This window comes from Eubacterium sp. AF36-5BH (assembly GCF_003460505.1).
Lineage (GTDB): Bacteria > Bacillota > Clostridia > Lachnospirales > Lachnospiraceae > Eubacterium_G.
Window position 1 is genome coordinate 150,381 of record NZ_QTVG01000006.1, and the last position, 18,276, is coordinate 168,656.

General features: G+C 34.7%; 13 protein-coding genes and 1 other RNA gene. 13 read left to right on the plus strand and 1 reads right to left on the minus strand.

The genetic code is table 11. The features are described from left to right. The first annotated feature begins 57 nt into the window (after nucleotides 1-57). The 10 genes from hprK (at nucleotide 58) to DW006_RS07830 (ending at nucleotide 14,089) form a co-directional block, all read left to right on the plus strand. A complete protein-coding gene (hprK, locus tag DW006_RS07785; RefSeq protein ID WP_347475104.1) occupies nucleotides 58-999 on the plus strand; it encodes an HPr(Ser) kinase/phosphatase in 942 nt (313 codons plus the stop codon). A 23-nt stretch (nucleotides 1,000-1,022) separates the two neighbouring features. Beyond that, on the plus strand, nucleotides 1,023-1,961 hold the full coding sequence (locus DW006_RS07790) for an ROK family glucokinase (RefSeq protein WP_117999762.1): 939 nt from the start codon (nucleotides 1,023-1,025) through the stop codon (nucleotides 1,959-1,961). Nucleotides 1,962-1,982: 21 nt separating this feature from the next. Continuing rightward, nucleotides 1,983-2,873 carry a UDP-N-acetylmuramate dehydrogenase gene (gene murB / locus DW006_RS07795; protein WP_278286613.1) on the plus strand — a complete coding sequence of 297 codons (891 nt, stop codon included), beginning with the start codon at nucleotides 1,983-1,985 and terminating at the stop codon, nucleotides 2,871-2,873. Nucleotides 2,874-2,891: 18 nt separating this feature from the next. Next, nucleotides 2,892-3,755 carry an RNase adapter RapZ gene (gene rapZ, locus DW006_RS07800; RefSeq protein WP_117999763.1) on the plus strand — a complete coding sequence of 288 codons (864 nt, stop codon included), beginning with the start codon at nucleotides 2,892-2,894 and terminating at the stop codon, nucleotides 3,753-3,755. 26 nt (nucleotides 3,756-3,781) lie between these two features. Then, entirely contained in the window at nucleotides 3,782-4,726 is a 945-nt protein-coding gene (gene whiA, locus DW006_RS07805; protein ID WP_022164682.1) for a DNA-binding protein WhiA, read from the plus strand. Between the two features lie 22 nt (nucleotides 4,727-4,748). After that, a complete protein-coding gene (locus tag DW006_RS07810; protein ID WP_117999764.1) occupies nucleotides 4,749-5,003 on the plus strand; it encodes an HPr family phosphocarrier protein in 255 nt (84 codons plus the stop codon). Between the two features lie 341 nt (nucleotides 5,004-5,344). Continuing rightward, the gene (locus DW006_RS07815; protein ID WP_117999765.1) at nucleotides 5,345-7,822 is read left to right on the plus strand and encodes a beta-1,3-glucanase family protein; all 2,478 of its coding nucleotides are present in this window, start codon (nucleotides 5,345-5,347) and stop codon (nucleotides 7,820-7,822) included. A 488-nt stretch (nucleotides 7,823-8,310) separates the two neighbouring features. After that, complete coding sequence (locus tag DW006_RS07820) at nucleotides 8,311-9,606, plus strand: putative ABC transporter permease (RefSeq protein WP_117999766.1); 1,296 nt, start codon at nucleotides 8,311-8,313, stop codon at nucleotides 9,604-9,606. Nucleotides 9,607-9,782: 176 nt separating this feature from the next. Continuing rightward, the gene (locus DW006_RS07825) at nucleotides 9,783-13,268 is read left to right on the plus strand and encodes a DNA polymerase III subunit alpha (RefSeq protein ID WP_117999767.1); all 3,486 of its coding nucleotides are present in this window, start codon (nucleotides 9,783-9,785) and stop codon (nucleotides 13,266-13,268) included. 38 nt (nucleotides 13,269-13,306) lie between these two features. After that, nucleotides 13,307-14,089, plus strand: a complete 783-nt coding sequence (locus tag DW006_RS07830) for an RNA methyltransferase (protein ID WP_117999768.1) — start codon at nucleotides 13,307-13,309, stop codon at nucleotides 14,087-14,089. A 177-nt stretch (nucleotides 14,090-14,266) separates the two neighbouring features. On the opposite strand, the gene DW006_RS07835 is transcribed toward DW006_RS07830, so the two are convergent. Further along, entirely contained in the window at nucleotides 14,267-14,980 is a 714-nt protein-coding gene (locus DW006_RS07835) for an adaptor protein MecA (RefSeq protein WP_117999769.1), read from the minus strand. 486 nt (nucleotides 14,981-15,466) lie between these two features. Here DW006_RS07835 and DW006_RS07840 point away from each other — a divergent pair, with 486 nt between their 5' ends. The 3 genes from DW006_RS07840 (at nucleotide 15,467) to ffs (ending at nucleotide 18,145) form a co-directional block, all read left to right on the plus strand. Next, nucleotides 15,467-17,254 carry a glycosyl hydrolase family 18 protein gene (locus DW006_RS07840; RefSeq protein WP_158561090.1) on the plus strand — a complete coding sequence of 596 codons (1,788 nt, stop codon included), beginning with the start codon at nucleotides 15,467-15,469 and terminating at the stop codon, nucleotides 17,252-17,254. A 108-nt stretch (nucleotides 17,255-17,362) separates the two neighbouring features. Beyond that, nucleotides 17,363-17,824, plus strand: coding sequence for a tRNA adenosine(34) deaminase TadA (tadA, locus tag DW006_RS07845; RefSeq protein ID WP_117999771.1), 462 nt, complete (start codon nucleotides 17,363-17,365; stop codon nucleotides 17,822-17,824). A 60-nt stretch (nucleotides 17,825-17,884) separates the two neighbouring features. After that, an RNA gene (gene ffs, locus DW006_RS07850) (signal recognition particle sRNA large type) lies at nucleotides 17,885-18,145 on the plus strand. The last annotated feature ends 131 nt before the right edge of the window (nucleotides 18,146-18,276 follow it).

Genomic DNA, 18,276 nt, shown 5'->3' on the forward strand with positions numbered 1-18,276 from the left:
ATTGCGCATTTTTGCGTAGAGAGAACGAAAATAAAAAGACCTATAAGGAGGTAGATTATGGTAACAAATCAGGATATATATATACCATTAACCAAAATTGTTGATAATTATGGATTAATTAACCATACACCGGAAATTAACACAGATGAAATCAGAATTAATATTCCGGAAGTAAACAGACCGGCGTTACAGCTTGCCGGCTTCTTTGAACATTTTGACAAGGAAAGAGTTCAGATTATAGGAAATGTTGAATATGCTTTTTTGGATAACATGCAGCGTCAGAACAGACAGTGGGTTTACGAAAAATTAATGAGTAGCGGTATACCTTGTCTTATTTTATGTAGAGGAAACAAGCCTGATGAAGATATGGTGGCAGCAGGACTTAGACATGGCGTACCTATTATGTCAACACATTTTGACACATCAAGATTCAACGCAGAACTTTCAAGATGGTTAAATGTTGAACTTGCACCTTGTATTACAAGACATGGTGTTTTAGTTGATGTTTACGGTGAAGGCGTTTTAATAATGGGTGAAAGCGGAATCGGAAAAAGTGAAGCAGCACTTGAACTTATTAAGCGTGGACACCGTCTGGTAACAGATGATGTTGTAGAAATAAGAAGAGTAAGTGCAGAGACGCTTATAGGAACATCACCTGCCATTACAAAGCATTTTATTGAGTTAAGAGGTATTGGAATTATTGATGTAAAAGCTTTGTTTGGTGTAGAAAGTATTTTGGATTCTGCAAGTATTGACATGGTTATTCAGTTAGAAGAATGGAGAAGAGACAAGGACTACGACAGAATGGGCTTGGATGACCAATATACAGAGTTCTTAGGGAACAAGGTTATTTGCCATAAAATACCTATCAGACCAGGTAGAAATCTGGCTGTTATAGTTGAAGCGGCTGCTGTAAACCACAGACAGAAGCGTATGGGATACAATGCAGCAAGAGAATTGTACAAGAGAGTACAGGAAAACATGGAAAAAGGTGATTAATAATTTTAAATGGAGGATATATAATGAAAAAATATTGTTTTGGAGTAGACGTTGGAGGAACAACAGTAAAAATCGGATTTTTTAACGTAGATGGCACTATGTTAGACAAATGGGAAATCGTAACAAATACAGACAACGGTGGAGAAGCTATTTTAGGAGACATTTGTAAGTCTCTTGATGATAAATTAGCAAAAGAAAACATTCAGATAGATGAAGTAAAAGGAATTGGAATTGGTCTTCCGGGACCTGTTATTTCAGATGGAACTGTTTTACAGTGTGTAAATCTTGGCTGGGGCAAGTTAAATGTGGAAGAGAAACTTTCATCTATGTTCCATGGAGTTACTGTTAAAGCCGGCAATGATGCAAACGTTGCAGCTTTAGGAGAAGCATGGAAAGGTGGCGGAAAAGATTACGATGATGTTGTTATGATTACACTTGGAACAGGTGTAGGCGGTGGCGTTATTATTGGAAACAATATTTTAACAGGATACAATGGTGGTGCAGGAGAAATCGGTCACTTCCATATGAACGATGAAGAAACAGATGTATGTGGTTGTGGTAAGAAAGGCTGTCTTGAACAGTACGCATCAGCTACAGGTGTTGTAAGACTTGCCAAGAGATACATGGCAGACAATGATGACACAAAGATGAAAGAATTTGGCGACAATATTACAGCTAAAGATGTATTTGACCTTGCAAAAGAAGGAGACCAGGGAGCAAATGTTGTTGTAAAACAGATGGGAACATATTTAGGAAAAGCAATGGGCTTTATTGCGGCAACTGTTAATCCACAGGCATTTATCATCGGTGGTGGTGTAAGTAAAGCCGGTCAGTTCCTTATTGATGCAATTACTGATACATATAGAAATGTAAGTTTTAAAGCCTGTTCAGAAGCAGCAGTATGTTTAGCTGAACTTGGAAATGATGCAGGAATGTATGGAGCAGCAGCTCTTGTAAAATAAATTGAAAGAGAGTGTGTTAGATTGTTTGAAATTTTAAAAAATATTGTTGGTGAAGATTATATAAGAGAAAATGAACCAATGGGAAAGCATTGCACTTTCAGATGTGGTGGTAATGCAGATTTATATGTAATGCCCGGTTCAATTGAGGAGTTATCTTCAGCAGTTAAGGCATGTAGAGAAAATGATTATCCATTTATGGTTATAGGAAATGGAAGTAATATTCTTGTAAAGGACCAGGGCTATAAGGGAGCAATTATTGAAGTAAATAACAGAATTAATTCAGTTGATGTAATTGGTGATGAAATAGTTGCTGATGCCGGGGCTAAATTGTCAAGTGTGGCAATGGCAGCCTATGAAAATGACCTGGCAGGTTTTGAATTTGCTCATGGCATACCGGGAAATGTAGGTGGTGCAGTTGTAATGAATGCCGGTGCTTACGGTGGAGAAATAAAGGATGTTATAAAATGGGCAAAAGTCCTTACTGAAGATGGAGAAGTTGTTACACTTAATGCAGAAGAATTAGAATTAGGTTATAGAACAAGCATTGTTCAAAAGAAGAACATGATAGTTCTTCAAATGTGTATTAAGTTAGATTTAGGAAGTCAGGAAGAAATTGCACTTATAATGCAAATGTTCATGCAGAAAAGAAGAGCAAAGCAACCTCTTGAATATCCTAGTGCCGGTAGTACTTTTAAAAGACCTGAAGGTTATTTTGCAGGCAAATTAATTGAAGATGCAGGTCTTAGAGGCTATCAGGTTGGTGGCGCAATGGTTTCAGAAAAACATTGTGGTTTCGTAATTAACTATGACAATGCAACAGCAACAGATATTTTACAGTTAATGGACGATGTAAAAGCAACAGTAAAAGAACAATTTGATGTAGAATTAGAACCTGAAGTTAAAATTATATAGCTAGTTGGAGGAAACAGTATGCGTTTTGTTATTGTAACAGGAATGTCAGGGGCAGGAAAAATAACAGCACTTAAAATATTCGAAGATAACGGCTACTATTGTGTAGATAATCTTCCAATAGATTTAATTGAAAATTTTGCAGACCTATTGTTTGCACAAACAAGTGAAAAAAACAAGGTGGCAATAGGTGTGGATATTAGAAGTGGTGAGAATTTAGATCGTATAAATGAAGTGCTTACTCACATGAAGAAAAAGGAACAAAATTATGAAATACTATTTTTGGACTGCAATAACAGCACTTTGATTAAAAGATTTAAGGAAACCAGACGTAGTCATCCAATGGGTGATGCAGACAGCGTGGAAAATGAAATCGAAGCAGAGCGAGTGAAACTTGCATATCTTAGAAAAAATGCAGATTATATAATTGATACAAGTAATCTTTTAGTGCGCGATTTAAGAGCAGAAGTGGAAAAAATATTTGTTATGAATCAAGATTACAGAAACTTGTTTGTAACAATAATGTCTTTTGGTTTTAAATATGGAGTACCGGCAGATTGCGACTTGGTTTTTGACGTAAGATTTTTGCCAAATCCGTACTATGTACCTGAACTTAAGCATAAGACAGGCGAGCAGCAGGAAGTAAGAGATTATGTTTTGGCATCTCCTGTATCAACAGAGTTTTTAGAGAAATTAATCGACATGATTAAGTTCCTGATACCAAATTATATTGACGAGGGAAAGAATCAGTTAGTAATTGGTATTGGTTGTACAGGTGGTCATCACAGATCTGTTACTGTAGCAAATGAACTGTATAGACAGTTAAACAATATGGATGCAAATTACGGCATACGAATATCTCATAGGGATATTTTAAGAAACTAAAGGGACTAGAATAGAAAGTTAAATATATGAGTTTTTCGATAAAAGTAAAAAATGAATTAGCCAATCATATAAGCAATGCCACACATTGTAGAATAGCAGAATTAGCTGCACTAATCTCCATGTGTGGTAGTGTTATAATTGACGAAAATAATAATTACAAAATAAGAATAAAAACAGAAACACAACCTACAGCAGAAAAAATTAAAAAGCTGTTGTGGAAAACATTTAAAGTAGATGTTGATATTTCTACCAGAGAAAATGCATATTCAAAAGTGGGAAGAACATATACTTTATTAGTAGGCGACCACCAGCAGGCACTTAAAATACTACAGGCTACTAAGCTAATTAACGAAAATAATGAAATTGGAGAGAATTTTTCAATTACAAATAATATTGTAATTATGAAAGATTGCTGCAAAAGAGCCTTTATTAGAGGGGCTTTTATGGCGGCAGGTTCCATTAGTGATCCTAATAAATCTTATCATTTTGAAATCAAATGTAACAGTGAAAAAAAGGCAAAGCAGCTTATAGAATTACTAGAAAATTATAATATTGATGGAAAAATGGTTGCAAGAAAAGGTGGTTATGTGGTATATATCAAAGAAGGCGAAGGCATCGTTGACGTGTTAAATGTTATGGAAGCCCATGTTTCCTTAATGGAAATGGAGAATGTAAGAATACTTAAAGGTATGAGCAATTATTATAATAGACAGGTTAATTGTGAAACCGCCAACATAAAGAAGACCGTGGCAACTTCGGTGAGACAAATCGACGATATCGACTTTATTATACAAAATAAGGGCATAGATTATTTGCCGGAGAAACTACAAGATATCGCATGGGTTAGAAAAGAGAATCCTGATGCATCTTTGCAGGAGCTGGGAGAAATGCTAGATCCTCCCCTTGGAAAGTCAGGAGTAAACCATCGATTGAGAAAAATTTGTCAGATTGCACAGGAATTAAGGGGATAGCCCTAAGGAGGAGAGATTTAAAATGACAACTAGAGATGTTACAATTGAAATCAAACAGGGATCAGATGTAAGTCCGGTAGCAAAATGTGTACAGGTTGCAAGCCAGTTTACAAGCAAGATTTATGTGGAGTACGAAACAAAGAAGGTTAATGCTAAAAGCATTATGGGAATGATGGCATTAGGAATTGCAGCAGGACAGACAGTTACAATTTCAGCAGACGGAGAAGATGAGGCACAGGCTATTGACAGTATTGAAAAATATTTAGGAAACAAATAGTTAGTACAATTATTAGAAAGAGAATAAATAATTTAGAAATTTCCAATTGAGAAAAATATAACAATTTTAATTATAGAAAAATCTAATATATTTTTATAAAAAGTCATAACAATGATAAGTTTTTTGCAATCTGAACTTATTTGTTATGACTTTTTTATGTAATAAGAAATGTATAAAGCTATTTTTATTTTTTGAATAAAAATACCATAAAAAATAATTTTATGAAAAAGTGTACCTTCTATAAAAAAACACTCCTTTTTTGAACTGTTTTTATATTGTAAAAATATAATAGTAGGAAGAACGGTTTAGATTAATGTAAAAAAGAACGGAGGATTTTTTTTATGAAATTTAAAATTTCAAAAAAACTTTTAGCAACAGTGTTAGCTATTGCCATGGTAGTAACGGGATTTGGCATAAATAACACAAGTAAGACAACAAAAGCAGCTTCTCTTGGAAGCAGTGGGGATTATGAGGTAACAGCTGAAGAGGTTTCTTCTAGCGTATGTAAAATAAATTTTAACAGTAAAAACTATGCTGCATATGCAATTCTTCATTATAAAGTTAATGATGGAGCACAGCAGAATGTAACAATGAGTGGAAGTGATAAGCAGTTCCAGTACAGCATTAACGGTTTAAAGAAAGGCGATAAGCTTACATGTGTATTTACATATAACAAGGGCAATGCTCAGTATGACACAAGTGAAATGACATATGTTACAGGTAGTACAAGTTCTACAGATGCTAACATACAGGCCCCTTTTGGGTTAGTAGTAAACAGTCCAAAAGATAATACAGTTAGTGTTGTATGGGGACGTGGAAATATTGATTCATACAATGTATACATTGACAACGACAAGGTTGCAAACAAAGTAACTTGCGGTTACTACGAATATGGCAATATTTCAGCAGGTACACATACAGTTTCAGTTACAACAGTTTCAGGTTCAAGGGAATCAGCAAAGACTTCATTATCAGTAACTGTAAAAGGACAGACACAGCAGGTGACAACAGCAGCACCAACTACAACAACAGAAAAAGGTGTTGTATATATTTATCAGGATATTAATTATGGCGGTAGAGTTGCAGCTTTAAATGAAGGAAGATACAACCTTGCAGCATTACAGGCAAAAGGATTTAAAAATGATGATTTATCTTCATTAAAGGTTGCAAGTGGATATGAAGCAATTCTTTATTATGATGACAACTTCCAGGGAGAGTCAAGAAGAATTACGTCGGATACTGCTTGGATTGGTTCAGATTTTAACGACAGAACATCATCAATTATTGTACAGAAAAAGACAGTTGAAACAACTACAACAGTTAAGGCAACAGAAAAAGAAAATACAGATACAAGTATTGCTAAACCATTTGGCTTGGTAGTAAGCAATCCATCAGCAGGAACAATTGGAGTTGTATGGGGACGTGGAGATATTAATTCATACAATGTATATATTGATGGAAAGAAAGTAGCAAGTAAAGTTGGTTGTGCGTACTATACATATACAGGCTATTCACAGGGAACACATACAGTAGCAATTACTACAGTATCAGGTGACAAAGAATCAGAAAAAACAACAATGTCAGTTAATGTTTCACAGGGCTCAAGTCAGACTCCAAATAAGAAACCTGCTACAACAAAGCCATCAACAACAACACCAAGTACTAACATAGGAACAGATGTGCCACAGCTTGATTCAAGTATTCCTGTAAGAAGTGATAAGATGTTCTTACAGCTTAATAACAAAACAAATGGAAAGTACAAAGATAGTGAAATCTATTGGATTGTACTTGGAAGAAATAAAAATCATGAAATTTGTTATTTAGACGCACAGGGAAACCTTGTTAAAGCAAGCGAATCACTTAATACAGTTACAAAGAATGGTAGAAAATGTGCAAATGTTGCCCATTCTATGGCAGAAGCAAAATATGTATATTTGCCGGATATTGAATCAGGAAGAATGTATTTAAGTTACGGTGAACCTGTTTACGTAACATTCATTAATGGTGCTGATGGAAAAGTAGGTTATGCAGGACCTGACTTAAACAATGCATCAGATCCTAATAGTGATGTGTTATTCGAGTTTGCAGAATTTACAGTAACAAATAAAGAATATTGGGGCAATACAACAAGAGTTGACTTCTTTAGTTTTCCAGTTGTAACAAGATTAGTAGGACAGGGTGGATTTGATAACCGTCCGGGAGATTACCCAACATATGATAAGACAGTTGGTGATATAGGAACAAGAGATCAGATTTTCAATGCATGGAAGAACAGTGCACCTGCAGCATGGAAGAGTCTTTACGACGGAAAGAGAATTATGGCTCCATGTAAGACAACTTTCAATGAAGGAAAAGAAAACGGACATTACTTTGACAACTATATTAATGAATTTTGGAATAAATACTCAAATGAAACATTAGTATTCAGGTGTGATGCCGGAACATTTAGAGGTAGAGTTAGTGGAGATCACATGACATTTACAAAAGATGGTGACGGTGGAACATACACAATTTACAAACCAACAACACAGGATGTGTTAGAAGGAAAAGGAAACTTTAACAGAGGAAATTCAACAGAATTAGTAATTGAAGCACAGCTTTGTGCAGCATTTAACAGAGGTGTTGCAACAGATCCTGCAAATTATCAGAATCCAAGTGCTTATTACAAAAATGGAACATACAATTATTACAGCAGGTTCTTACATGAACATTCTGTAAATAATTTCTCATATGGTTTCTGTTATGATGATGTAAATGATCAGAGTACACTTCTTCATTACACAAACCCAACAGCATTGATACTTGACCTTAAATGGTAATAATATAGACAGACACAAACCTTTCGATGTTTTTCTCAATATATTATAGGGCGAAGCTACTTCATCAATTTGGTGGAGTAGCTTCATTTCTGTTGCCAGGCTTCTTTCCTATTGCCGAGCTGACGGTTAAATTAGAACGATAGGCAGTATTTTGTTATCTGAGCTAGCCTAGCTACAATCGCGAGAGATTGTTTGAAACCGTGTAGCGATTGAGTTATCGATAGCGATTGTTAATAGGCGGCGCAGGGAAGATAGAAATACAACATGTTCTAATTTAACCGTCAGCCCGGCAACAGTAGAGAATGACGCCGAAGGTGTTGACAAATGTGTTGAATTTAAAATATACTTTTTAGTACGTTTTAGAAATGATGGAAATTAATTTAGATTATTAAAAGAGCTGAACTATAATTTGTACTTAAGAGAAGTTGCTAGAAACTATAATGTATAAATAGAAGTTAAAAATAGAAATACTGAAGAGGGATTAAGTAATGTCAATATACCAATTATTATGGTTGTTTCTGATTTATTCTTTTGTGGGATGGATTTTGGAAACAATTTTTGCAATTACCAAGCAGAGAAAAATTATTAATAGAGGTTTGATTAATGGGCCGTTTTGTACCGTTTATGGTTTTACGGGAGTGCTGATTACTGTTGCACTTAAAGATTTGTCAGGTGTATGGTTGTTTCTTTTTTCAGCTATATATGCTTCTGTAATTGAATGGGTAGCAGGAAAGATTATTGAAAAAATCTGCCATGAAAGATGGTGGAACTATGAAAATAATAAGTTTAACTTAGGTGGCTATATTTCTCTTCAAACTTCGGTGCTTTGGGGAGTGTTAGGATTTATAGCGGTTACTTTTACGAATAGCCTGTTAATTGATGCTTATAAACTTATACCTTTTATGGTTGTAAGAATTATATTGATTGTTGTAGTTGTGGCATTAGCAGCGGATATGATTTTCTCACTTCTGATTCTTTACTATAATGGTAGAGGAATTGAGAAGGTTAAGAGTGCAAACAATAATTTTACTAAGTTAAGCAGAAAACTTGAAAAATGGTTAATAAGTAGAGTTAATAATAGAAAGAATAAGGCTTATCCTAAAACTGTAAAAGTTGAAAAGGAAGCAAAGGACAAAACAGTATTTGCCTATGGGTGTGGTTTTTACAAGTTGGTTGTTTTGTTTTTTGTAGGTGCCTTTGTAGGAGACATTATAGAAACTATTTTTTGCCGAATTACCATGGGAGAATGGATGAGCAGAAGTAGTGTTGTGTGGGGCCCTTTTAGTATTGTGTGGGGACTGGCAATTGCAGCAGCTACTCTTATGCTTTACAAGTATAAGGACAGAAGTGACGGTTTTCTTTTTCTTATAGGAACCGGATTAGGTGGGGCTTATGAGTATTTGTGCAGCGTGTTTACAGAAATAGTTTTTGGAAAAGTTTTTTGGGATTACAGCGATATACCTTTTAATTTAGGTGGTAGAATTAATTTACTTTATTGTTTCTTTTGGGGAATCGCAGCGGTAGTGTGGTTTAAGTTGATTTACACAAGACTTTCAAAAGTAATAGAAAAAATTCCTGTTAAGTTTGGTAAAATAACAACTTGGATTTTGGTTGTTTTTATGATTGCAAATGTACTTATGTCATGTTTTGCTTTAACAAGATATGACCAGAGAGAAAAGGGTATAGATGCTAAACAGTCATGGCAGGTTTGGCTGGATAAACATTACGACGACGAAAAAATGATGAGAATTTATCCAAATGCCATAGTAACAAACAAAAAATAGAAGTATAATTACTGTTATGCAATGGAATGATTTAGAATTTCCCTATAGAGTAATGAATGTTTCAATATGTATACATTCTGGTGTGAAAAGAAAACAGTTGAGAGATAACGCTCATCAGATGAGAACGTTGTAAGGAACAGTATTGGTTCCATATAGATTATAGAGAAGGATAAAAGATGGCATTTACACATTTACATGTCCATACAGAATACAGTCTGTTGGATGGTTCAAGTAAAATAAAAGAAATAACAAAAAGAGCAAAAGAGCTTGGTATGGATAGCCTTGCCATAACAGACCATGGAGTTATGTATGGGGCGATTGATTTTTACAGAGCTGCATTGGCTAATGATATTAAACCAATTATTGGCTGTGAAGTTTATGTGGCTCCGGGCTCCCGTTTCGATAAAGAGGCAAATGCAGGTGAGGACAGATACTATCACCTTATTTTGCTTGCGAAAAATAATACAGGTTACGAGAATCTTTGTAGAATTGTATCGAAAGGGTTTGTAGACGGATTTTATTATAAGCCTAGAGTAGATTATGAAGTTCTTGAAAAATTTTCTGAAGGTATTATTTGTCTTAGTGCCTGTCTTGCAGGTGAGGTTCAAAGATATCTTGCAAGAGACGAGTACGAGAAGGCAAAAGAGGCAGCAGTTCGTCATTTGAATATTTTCGGAAAAGATAATTATTTTTTGGAATTACAGGACCATGGAATTCCTGAACAGAAAACAGTAAATCAGGCTTTGTTAAGATTAAGCAAGGAATTAGATATAGACTTAGTTTGTACAAATGATGTTCATTACACATACGCTGATGATGTGGAAGCACATGATATTTTGCTGTGTATCCAGACAGGTAAGAAAAAATCTGATGAAGATAGAATGCGTTATGAAGGGGGCCAGTTTTATTTAAAATCAGAAGAAGAGATGGCTTCTCTTTTTAAATATGCACCACAGGCATTGGAAAATACTCACAAGATTGCTGAGAGATGTAATGTAACATTTGAATTTGGTGTTACAAAACTTCCTAACTTTGAAGTGCCTGAAGGCTATACGCCTTGGACTTATTTAAAAGAATTATGCGAGGATGGTCTTCACAGAAGATATCCTGTTTTTAGCGGAGAAGTAGATGAACACTGTAAATTAACAAAAGAGCAGTTACAGGAAAGATTAGATTATGAATTAAATACAATTAAAAGTATGGGGTATGTAGAATACTTTTTGATTGTGTGGGATTTTATACATTATGCAAAATCAAATGGTATAGCAGTAGGCCCGGGTAGAGGTTCAGCAGCCGGCAGTATTGTTTCTTATTGCTTGGAAATAACAGATATTGAGCCAATGAGATACAATTTGCTGTTTGAACGTTTCCTTAATCCGGAGCGTGTATCTATGCCCGATATTGACGTGGACTTTTGTATTGAAAGACGTCAGGAAGTAATTGATTATGTAGGAAGAAAATATGGAAAAGACCATGTGGCGCAGATTGTTACTTTTGGTACATTAAAGGCAAAAGGTGTAATCAGAGATGTGGCGCGTGTTCTTGATATGCCATACGCACAGGCAGATGCGATTGCAAAAATGATTCCAAATGATTTACACATGACTTTGGAACTTGCCTTAAAACAAAATAAAGAATTAAAGAATCTCTATGACACAGACCCTGAAGTTAAATATTTAATAGACATGTCAATGAGACTTGAAGGTCTGCCAAGACATGCGTCCATGCATGCGGCAGGTGTTGTTATTTGTGCAAAACCTGTAGATGAATATGTACCGCTTTCAAGAGCAGCAGACGGTTCAATAACAACTCAGTACATTATGACAACCTTGGAAGAACTGGGGCTTTTGAAAATGGATTTCCTTGGCCTTAGAAACTTAACTGTTATTCAGAATACTCAAAGATATATTAAGAAAAACAGAGGCATAGATTTAGATTTAAACAAAATAGATTATTCAGATAAAAAAGTTTTGGATTATATTGGAACAGGAAATACTGAAGGCATATTCCAGCTTGAAAGTGCCGGTATGAAAAACTTCATGAAGGAGTTAAAACCACAAAGTCTTGAAGATATAATTGCGGGTATTTCATTGTACCGACCAGGTCCAATGGATTTTATACCAAAGTATATAGAAGGAAAAAATAATAAGGACAGTGTAACATACGATTGCCCACAGTTAGAGCCAATTCTTGAGCCAACCTATGGCTGTATTGTTTATCAGGAACAGGTAATGCAGATTGTTAGGGACTTGGCAGGTTATACATTAGGTCGAAGCGATTTGCTACGAAGAGCCATGTCAAAGAAAAAGGCTGATGTAATGGCAAAGGAACGCCAGAAGTTTGTATATGGCGACGAGGCAGAAGGAGTAAAAGGTTGTATAAATAATGGAATCAGTGAAGAAATCGCAAACAAAATTTACGATGAAATGACTGATTTTGCAAAATACGCTTTTAACAAATCTCATGCGGCGGCTTATGCAGTAGTTGCTTATCAGACAGCTTATTTGAAGTATTACTATGCCGAAGAATTTATGGCAGCAATGCTTACGTCGGTAATGGACAACTCAGACAAGGTAGCTGAATATGTTTATTCCTGTCGTTCAATGGGCATTAAGATTTTACCGCCTGATATTAATGAAGGAGAGAGTGGCTTTTCAGCAGCGGATAAATGTATCCGTTATGGTTTAACAGCTATCAAAAATGTGGGTAAGGCAGTTATTGATGGCATAGTTGAAGAACGTGAAAAAAATGGCAAGTTTAAAGACTTAGAAGATTTCATCACAAGAACATCTTCAATAGGTGTTAATAAACGAGCTATTGAAAACTTTATAAAAGCTGGGGCTTTTGATTCTCTTGGAGCCACAAGAAAACAGATGATGATGGTTTATATTCAGATTATGGATGGTGTAAATCAGGAGAAAAAAGATGCCATGGCAGGTCAGACTTCATTTTTTGATTTTATTGATGATGAGGCTAAAGAGACTTACAAGGTTCAAATGCCAAATGTTGGGGAATATGATACAGCACAGAAGTTAGAATTCGAAAAAGAGGTTATAGGAATTTATGCCAGTGGACATCCGCTTCAGGACCAGGAAGAAAAGTGGAGAAGAGTTATAACGAATATGACTTTGGACTTTGCAGAACCGGAAGAGGGCGAAGAGTCAAAAGTTCAGGATAAAAGTAAAGTAGTAGTTGGTGGAATTATTAGTAATGTAACCAGAAAGTTTACAAAGACAGGTGCTCAAATGGCATTTATTACTTTGGAAGATTTGGTTGGTACAATTGAAGTTATTGTATTTCCAAGACAGTTTGACAACAGTAGAAGGCTTCTTGAAGAAGGACGAAAAGTATTTGTGGAAGGTCAGGTGAGCATTGAGGAAAATGCTGCAGGAAAAGTAATGGCAAATAAGATTCGTGATTTTAGTGAAGTGCCTTCAGAGCTTTGGATAGCTTTTAAGGATAAGGAAACTTACATGGAAAAAGCACAGGAATTAACAGAAATAATTCTTGCTAACCATGGCAACGATAAGGTTATTGTTGCTTTGGCAAAAGAGCGTCAAAGAAAAATGATGCCACCACAATATTCTGTAAACATTACAGAAGGATTAATAAAGTTATTAAAAGAAAAGTACGGTGATGACTTTGTAAAGGTTAGACAGTAATCGTATATGGGACAGATTTGTAAGGGTAGGTGAAATAAGTGATAACATCCGCGTCAAATGAGCAGATTAAACAAATAATACAGTTGAAAGAAAAATCGAAAGTTAGAAAACAGAAGAATCAGTTTGTTGTTGAAGGAATCAAGATGTTTTCAGAAATTCCTGATGACCAGCTTGTAGCAACTTATGTGTCGGAGTCTTTTGCAGAAGAAAATAAATATGCCTTTAAGGGAGAAAACTTTGAAGTCGTAAGTGATAGTGTTTTTAAGAAAATATCAGATACAGTAACTCCACAGGGCATTATGGCAATTGTAGAGAAGAATGCTTACACATTAGATGATATTATTGAAAATGTAAACAATAATATTACTCAAAAAGGTCGTAGCTGTGTTGTAGTATTAGACAGATTACAGGATCCGGGAAATTTGGGTACAATTGTAAGAACAGGTGAAGGCGCAGGAATCTCTGGTATAATTATGAGCTCAGGGTGTGCTGATATTTATAATCCTAAAGTAATCCGTTCAACAATGGGGTCAATTTTCAGAGTGCCTTTTACTGTTGTTTCAGATTTGCCTGAGGCAATTGAAACTTTAAAAGAAAACAGTATTACAACTTATGCAGCTCACTTAAAAGGTGAAGAGTACAATAAAGGAGTTTTTGAAAAAAACGTTGCCCTTTTAATTGGCAATGAAGCTAAAGGCTTAAGCGATGAAGTGTCAGGGAAGGCTGATAGATTAATAAAGATTCCAATGGAAGGAAAAGTTGAGTCTTTAAACGCAGCCATTGCTACAGCAATTTTAATGTATCAATGTATAGATGTATAATTATTTTGTATAGATGGTAATTAGAGTTGGAAGTATATTGCTGAAAGCCAATATACTGCTACAAAAAGGTATGCTGTTAGGAATGCGTATATTAAACATAATTAAAAAAACAGAATAGATAGTTGATAAGATAAGAAAATGGAAGGTTCATAAACAAACCTTCCATTTTCTTATGTGTTATATTTTTCCTAATTTTTCTATTGCTTTGTTTGCAACTATTTCTTCAAAATGTTCCATGTAGAATAATTCTTTTGCGTATGTTGGAGTCTCTCTGTGTCCATTTTCTGTTAAGATGCTACATATCTTGTTAAGAATATGTTCATCCGTTGCCGGCATGCATAAAGACAAATAATATTTATTGTTAAAAGGTGATTTGTATAATGAACTGTCACCCTTATATGCAGAAGCTATCATGTTAGCCACAGAAATTACATCTCTTAAGTTGTCAAAAGAATAAATACTATATAGTAATGAATCATCATCGCCGTTTTCTTCTGAATATGGTTTTTGTGTCTCGCCATCACTTGGGTCGTTAATCTGTTCAATTTCGTTTAAATCGATTTCTAAGTCATCAAGGTGAGAAAGAAAACTATCTTTAAATTCTTTTGAGAAAAATTTTGAAAGATGTTCTTCTGTCTCTTCAGGATTTTCAACTTTGGTAATTACCAAAATAATGCTTTCCGGTGAAACAGGAATTGCTTCAACCATCAGTGGAATATCACCTACGTCGAAACCAAAATCGTCATTGGCTTGTTTCATCATATCCTGAAAAAGCTCTCTGGTCTTGCCCGAACCATATGCTAATTCGCTAATTTTTATATCGCGGTCAGCAAGATCTTCTTTTGTTAAAGTACAGCGAATCTGATTTTCATTTATTTTTTCAATCTTCATAAAAATCACCTCACATTTGATTACTTATATTCCTTCTAATAGTATATCCAATAAAATTAGAAGTGTAAAGTTTTTCAATTAGTAATATATAACAGTTACTTTGTATATAAAAAATTATAACAAATAACAGTATACAATATATATTCTAAAAGTGTATAAAATATGACAAATTTATAAAAATAATTATTAAAAAGCATAAAAAGCAAAATAACAAAAAAATATGTTGAAATATTAAAACAATATGTTATAATGAAAAAACATCATATACATTAGGGGATTTTTCACGAAAAGCATAACTTGACTAAATAATTAATAAGGTTGAGTTTCCCTATGAAAGCTATAGCTGTGAGCAGATTGTCATGAATAGATTTAAGAGAATGTTAAGAAAGTTTTCAAGAATCTTTACAATTTGTCCACAGCTATTTTCTTCACATACATTAGCTGATGTGTTATGATAACAAACGTAGGATGACGAAGGAGGAAGAAATGAAAAGAAACATAAAAGTGATTTTGCTTACATCCCTTGTAACTTTGTCTATGTTTGTAGTAAGCGGATGTGATTTATTTATAAAAACTAATAAAGGAAGCGTTGACTTGAAATGGTACATGGGACTTACATATGAAGATGACAGCAAGAACGACGTTGCCTATAAGACATCTGTTGGTGACCAGGTAGTAGCAGTAGCTTTGGAAGATAAATACAGCGATGAATACGGAATCATCAAGGATACATCGGCTTATGTTAATATTGACACTGTTAAGTCAAATATTGATAAAAGATTTTATTGGGACAAGAAAGATAAGAAACTGTTTTTTACAAATGCAACAGAAGTATATTATGTAGATGAAAACCAGCCCACAGTTATTCATGGCAATACAGATGAAACAGTGAATTACAAAGTATTTTTAAAAGAAAAGAAGAAATGTTATGTTAATTTACAGTTTATCCAGAAGTTCGTTGATTTAGACTCAAAGATAACAAAGAAGTCAGGCAAGGCACCGGCAATTATCAGTTTGAAATATACAAGCGGTGAGAAGACTACTTTTAAGACAGATAGCGAAATTGAAATGAGAACAAAAGGTGATTATCAGAATCTTATTGTTAAGACACTTTCAAAAGGCACAACTGTTACACTTCTTGGTTCAGGAAAAAACTGGGATAAAGTAAGAACAGATGACGGCTATATTGGTTATGTACCGGTTAAGGAATTAACTGATAAAAGTAAGAAAAAGGTATCTTACAAAAATGATGACAGTGAATATAAACATATCGCTATGGATGGAAAAGTAAGTTTAGCCTGGAATCAGATATATAACCAGACAGCTAATAAGAATTTAGAATCACTTCTTTCTAAAACAAAAGATATAAATGTAGTTTCACCTACATGGTTTTCTCTTGTAGATAGAAACGGTAATTTATCAACATTGGCAGATTTGGATTATGTGGAAAAAGCTCATAAGAAAAATATACAGGTGTGGGCATTGTTTAATGATTTTACAGATAGAAATTTAACAAAAAAGGTGCTTACATCTACAAAACTTAGACAAAGACTTGTAACTAACATTATGTATTATGTAGACAGTTACGAACTTGATGGAGTCAACATTGATTTTGAATATATATCAAAAGATATAATCGATGATTATTTGCAGTTTTTAAGAGAACTTTCAGTAGAATGTAGAAAAAATAAGATTGTATTGTCAATTGATAATTATGCACCATCAGAGTGGAGTGGTTATTTTGACAGGGAACAGCAACTGAAATTAGCTGACTATCTTATTATAATGAATTATGATGAACATACTTCAGGCAGTAAAGAAGCAGGTTCAGTGTCATCTATGTCATACGCTGAGAATTCAATTAAAGAGACTATTAATCAGGCAAAGGATTCTTCAAGAATTGTCGGGGCAATACCATTTTACACAAGAGCTTGGAAGGAAACTCCTGAAGAGTACAGCGACGGAACAGGCATTTTTGTAGAAGATGCGGCAAATGGTAATTACTATTTGGCAAGTGAGGCTCTTGGAATGGAAGCGGCAGAAAAAGCATATAATAGAGCAGGCGTTAAGCCGTCTTTTGATAAAACAACAGGTCAGAATTTTGTAACATATCAAAAGGGACATACGACAGTTTCAATTTGGCTTGAAGATGAAACATCAGTTAAATCAAGACTTGAATTGATGAAAAAATATAATTTAGCAGGAGCAGCTTATTGGTCATTGGGTCAGGAGAAAGCTGATATATGGAACATAATAGACCAGTATTTTGAATAACCTAAACGTAAGTAATTAAACTACACATGAGAATGTTGGGATAAGCTTTAAGGAGTATTACAACTGTAGGGAATGCTACAACTGCAAGGAATATTACAACTGTAAGGAATGTTACAAATGGAAGAAAAATATATGAAACAGGCAATTAATCAGGCAAAAAAAGCCCTGGCAATTGGAGAAGTGCCTATAGGCTGTGTTATTGTTTATGATGGTAAGGTTATAGGACGTGGCTACAACAGAAGAATGACAGATAAGAATACATTAAGTCATGCCGAACTAAATGCCATAAAGAAGGCAAGTAAGAAACTGGATGATTGGCGACTGGATGATTGCGAAATGTATGTAACAACTGAACCATGCCAAATGTGTGCAGGTGCAATAGTTCAGGCTAGAATTAAAAAAGTCTATATTGGTTGCATGAATCCAAAGGCAGGTTGTGCAGGTTCCATTATGAATCTTCTTCAGGTAGATAAGTTTAACCACCAGGTTGAAATTGAGTCAGGAATAATGAAAGAAGAATGTAGTACATTGTTGAAAGATTTTTTTAAAAAATTAAGGAATCGCGGTTGACAAAAAAATGCCTGTAGGGTATGCTTAAACTCGATTGTAAAAAAATACGATATAACACTTCCGCGCAGCCGGGGAGATAGCGGCGCCCTGTACCTGCAATCCGCTACAGCAGGGGTGATGATTTGCCTAGGGGATATTTTGTAGGGCTGCCCTTTATAAGTGGTGTTGACGTTTGGGTCTTATGCAACAGAATCCTGTGAACCGTGTCAGGTCAGGAATGAAGCAGCACTAAGCAGATCGTTTTGTGTGACATGAGGAAGCCTAGACCGAGCTAACTGTAAAGGTAACGCTTATGGGATATTCACAAAGCAAATCGCGCGGATTAATAATAAAAGAAGCTGAAACTTTTAATTTAGAAGTTTCAGCTTCTTTTTTATTCCAAATTGAATTTAGAAGTTTTAACTTTAATAAAGTGATAATTTGAGACAATGTGATTTATATAAAATATACAT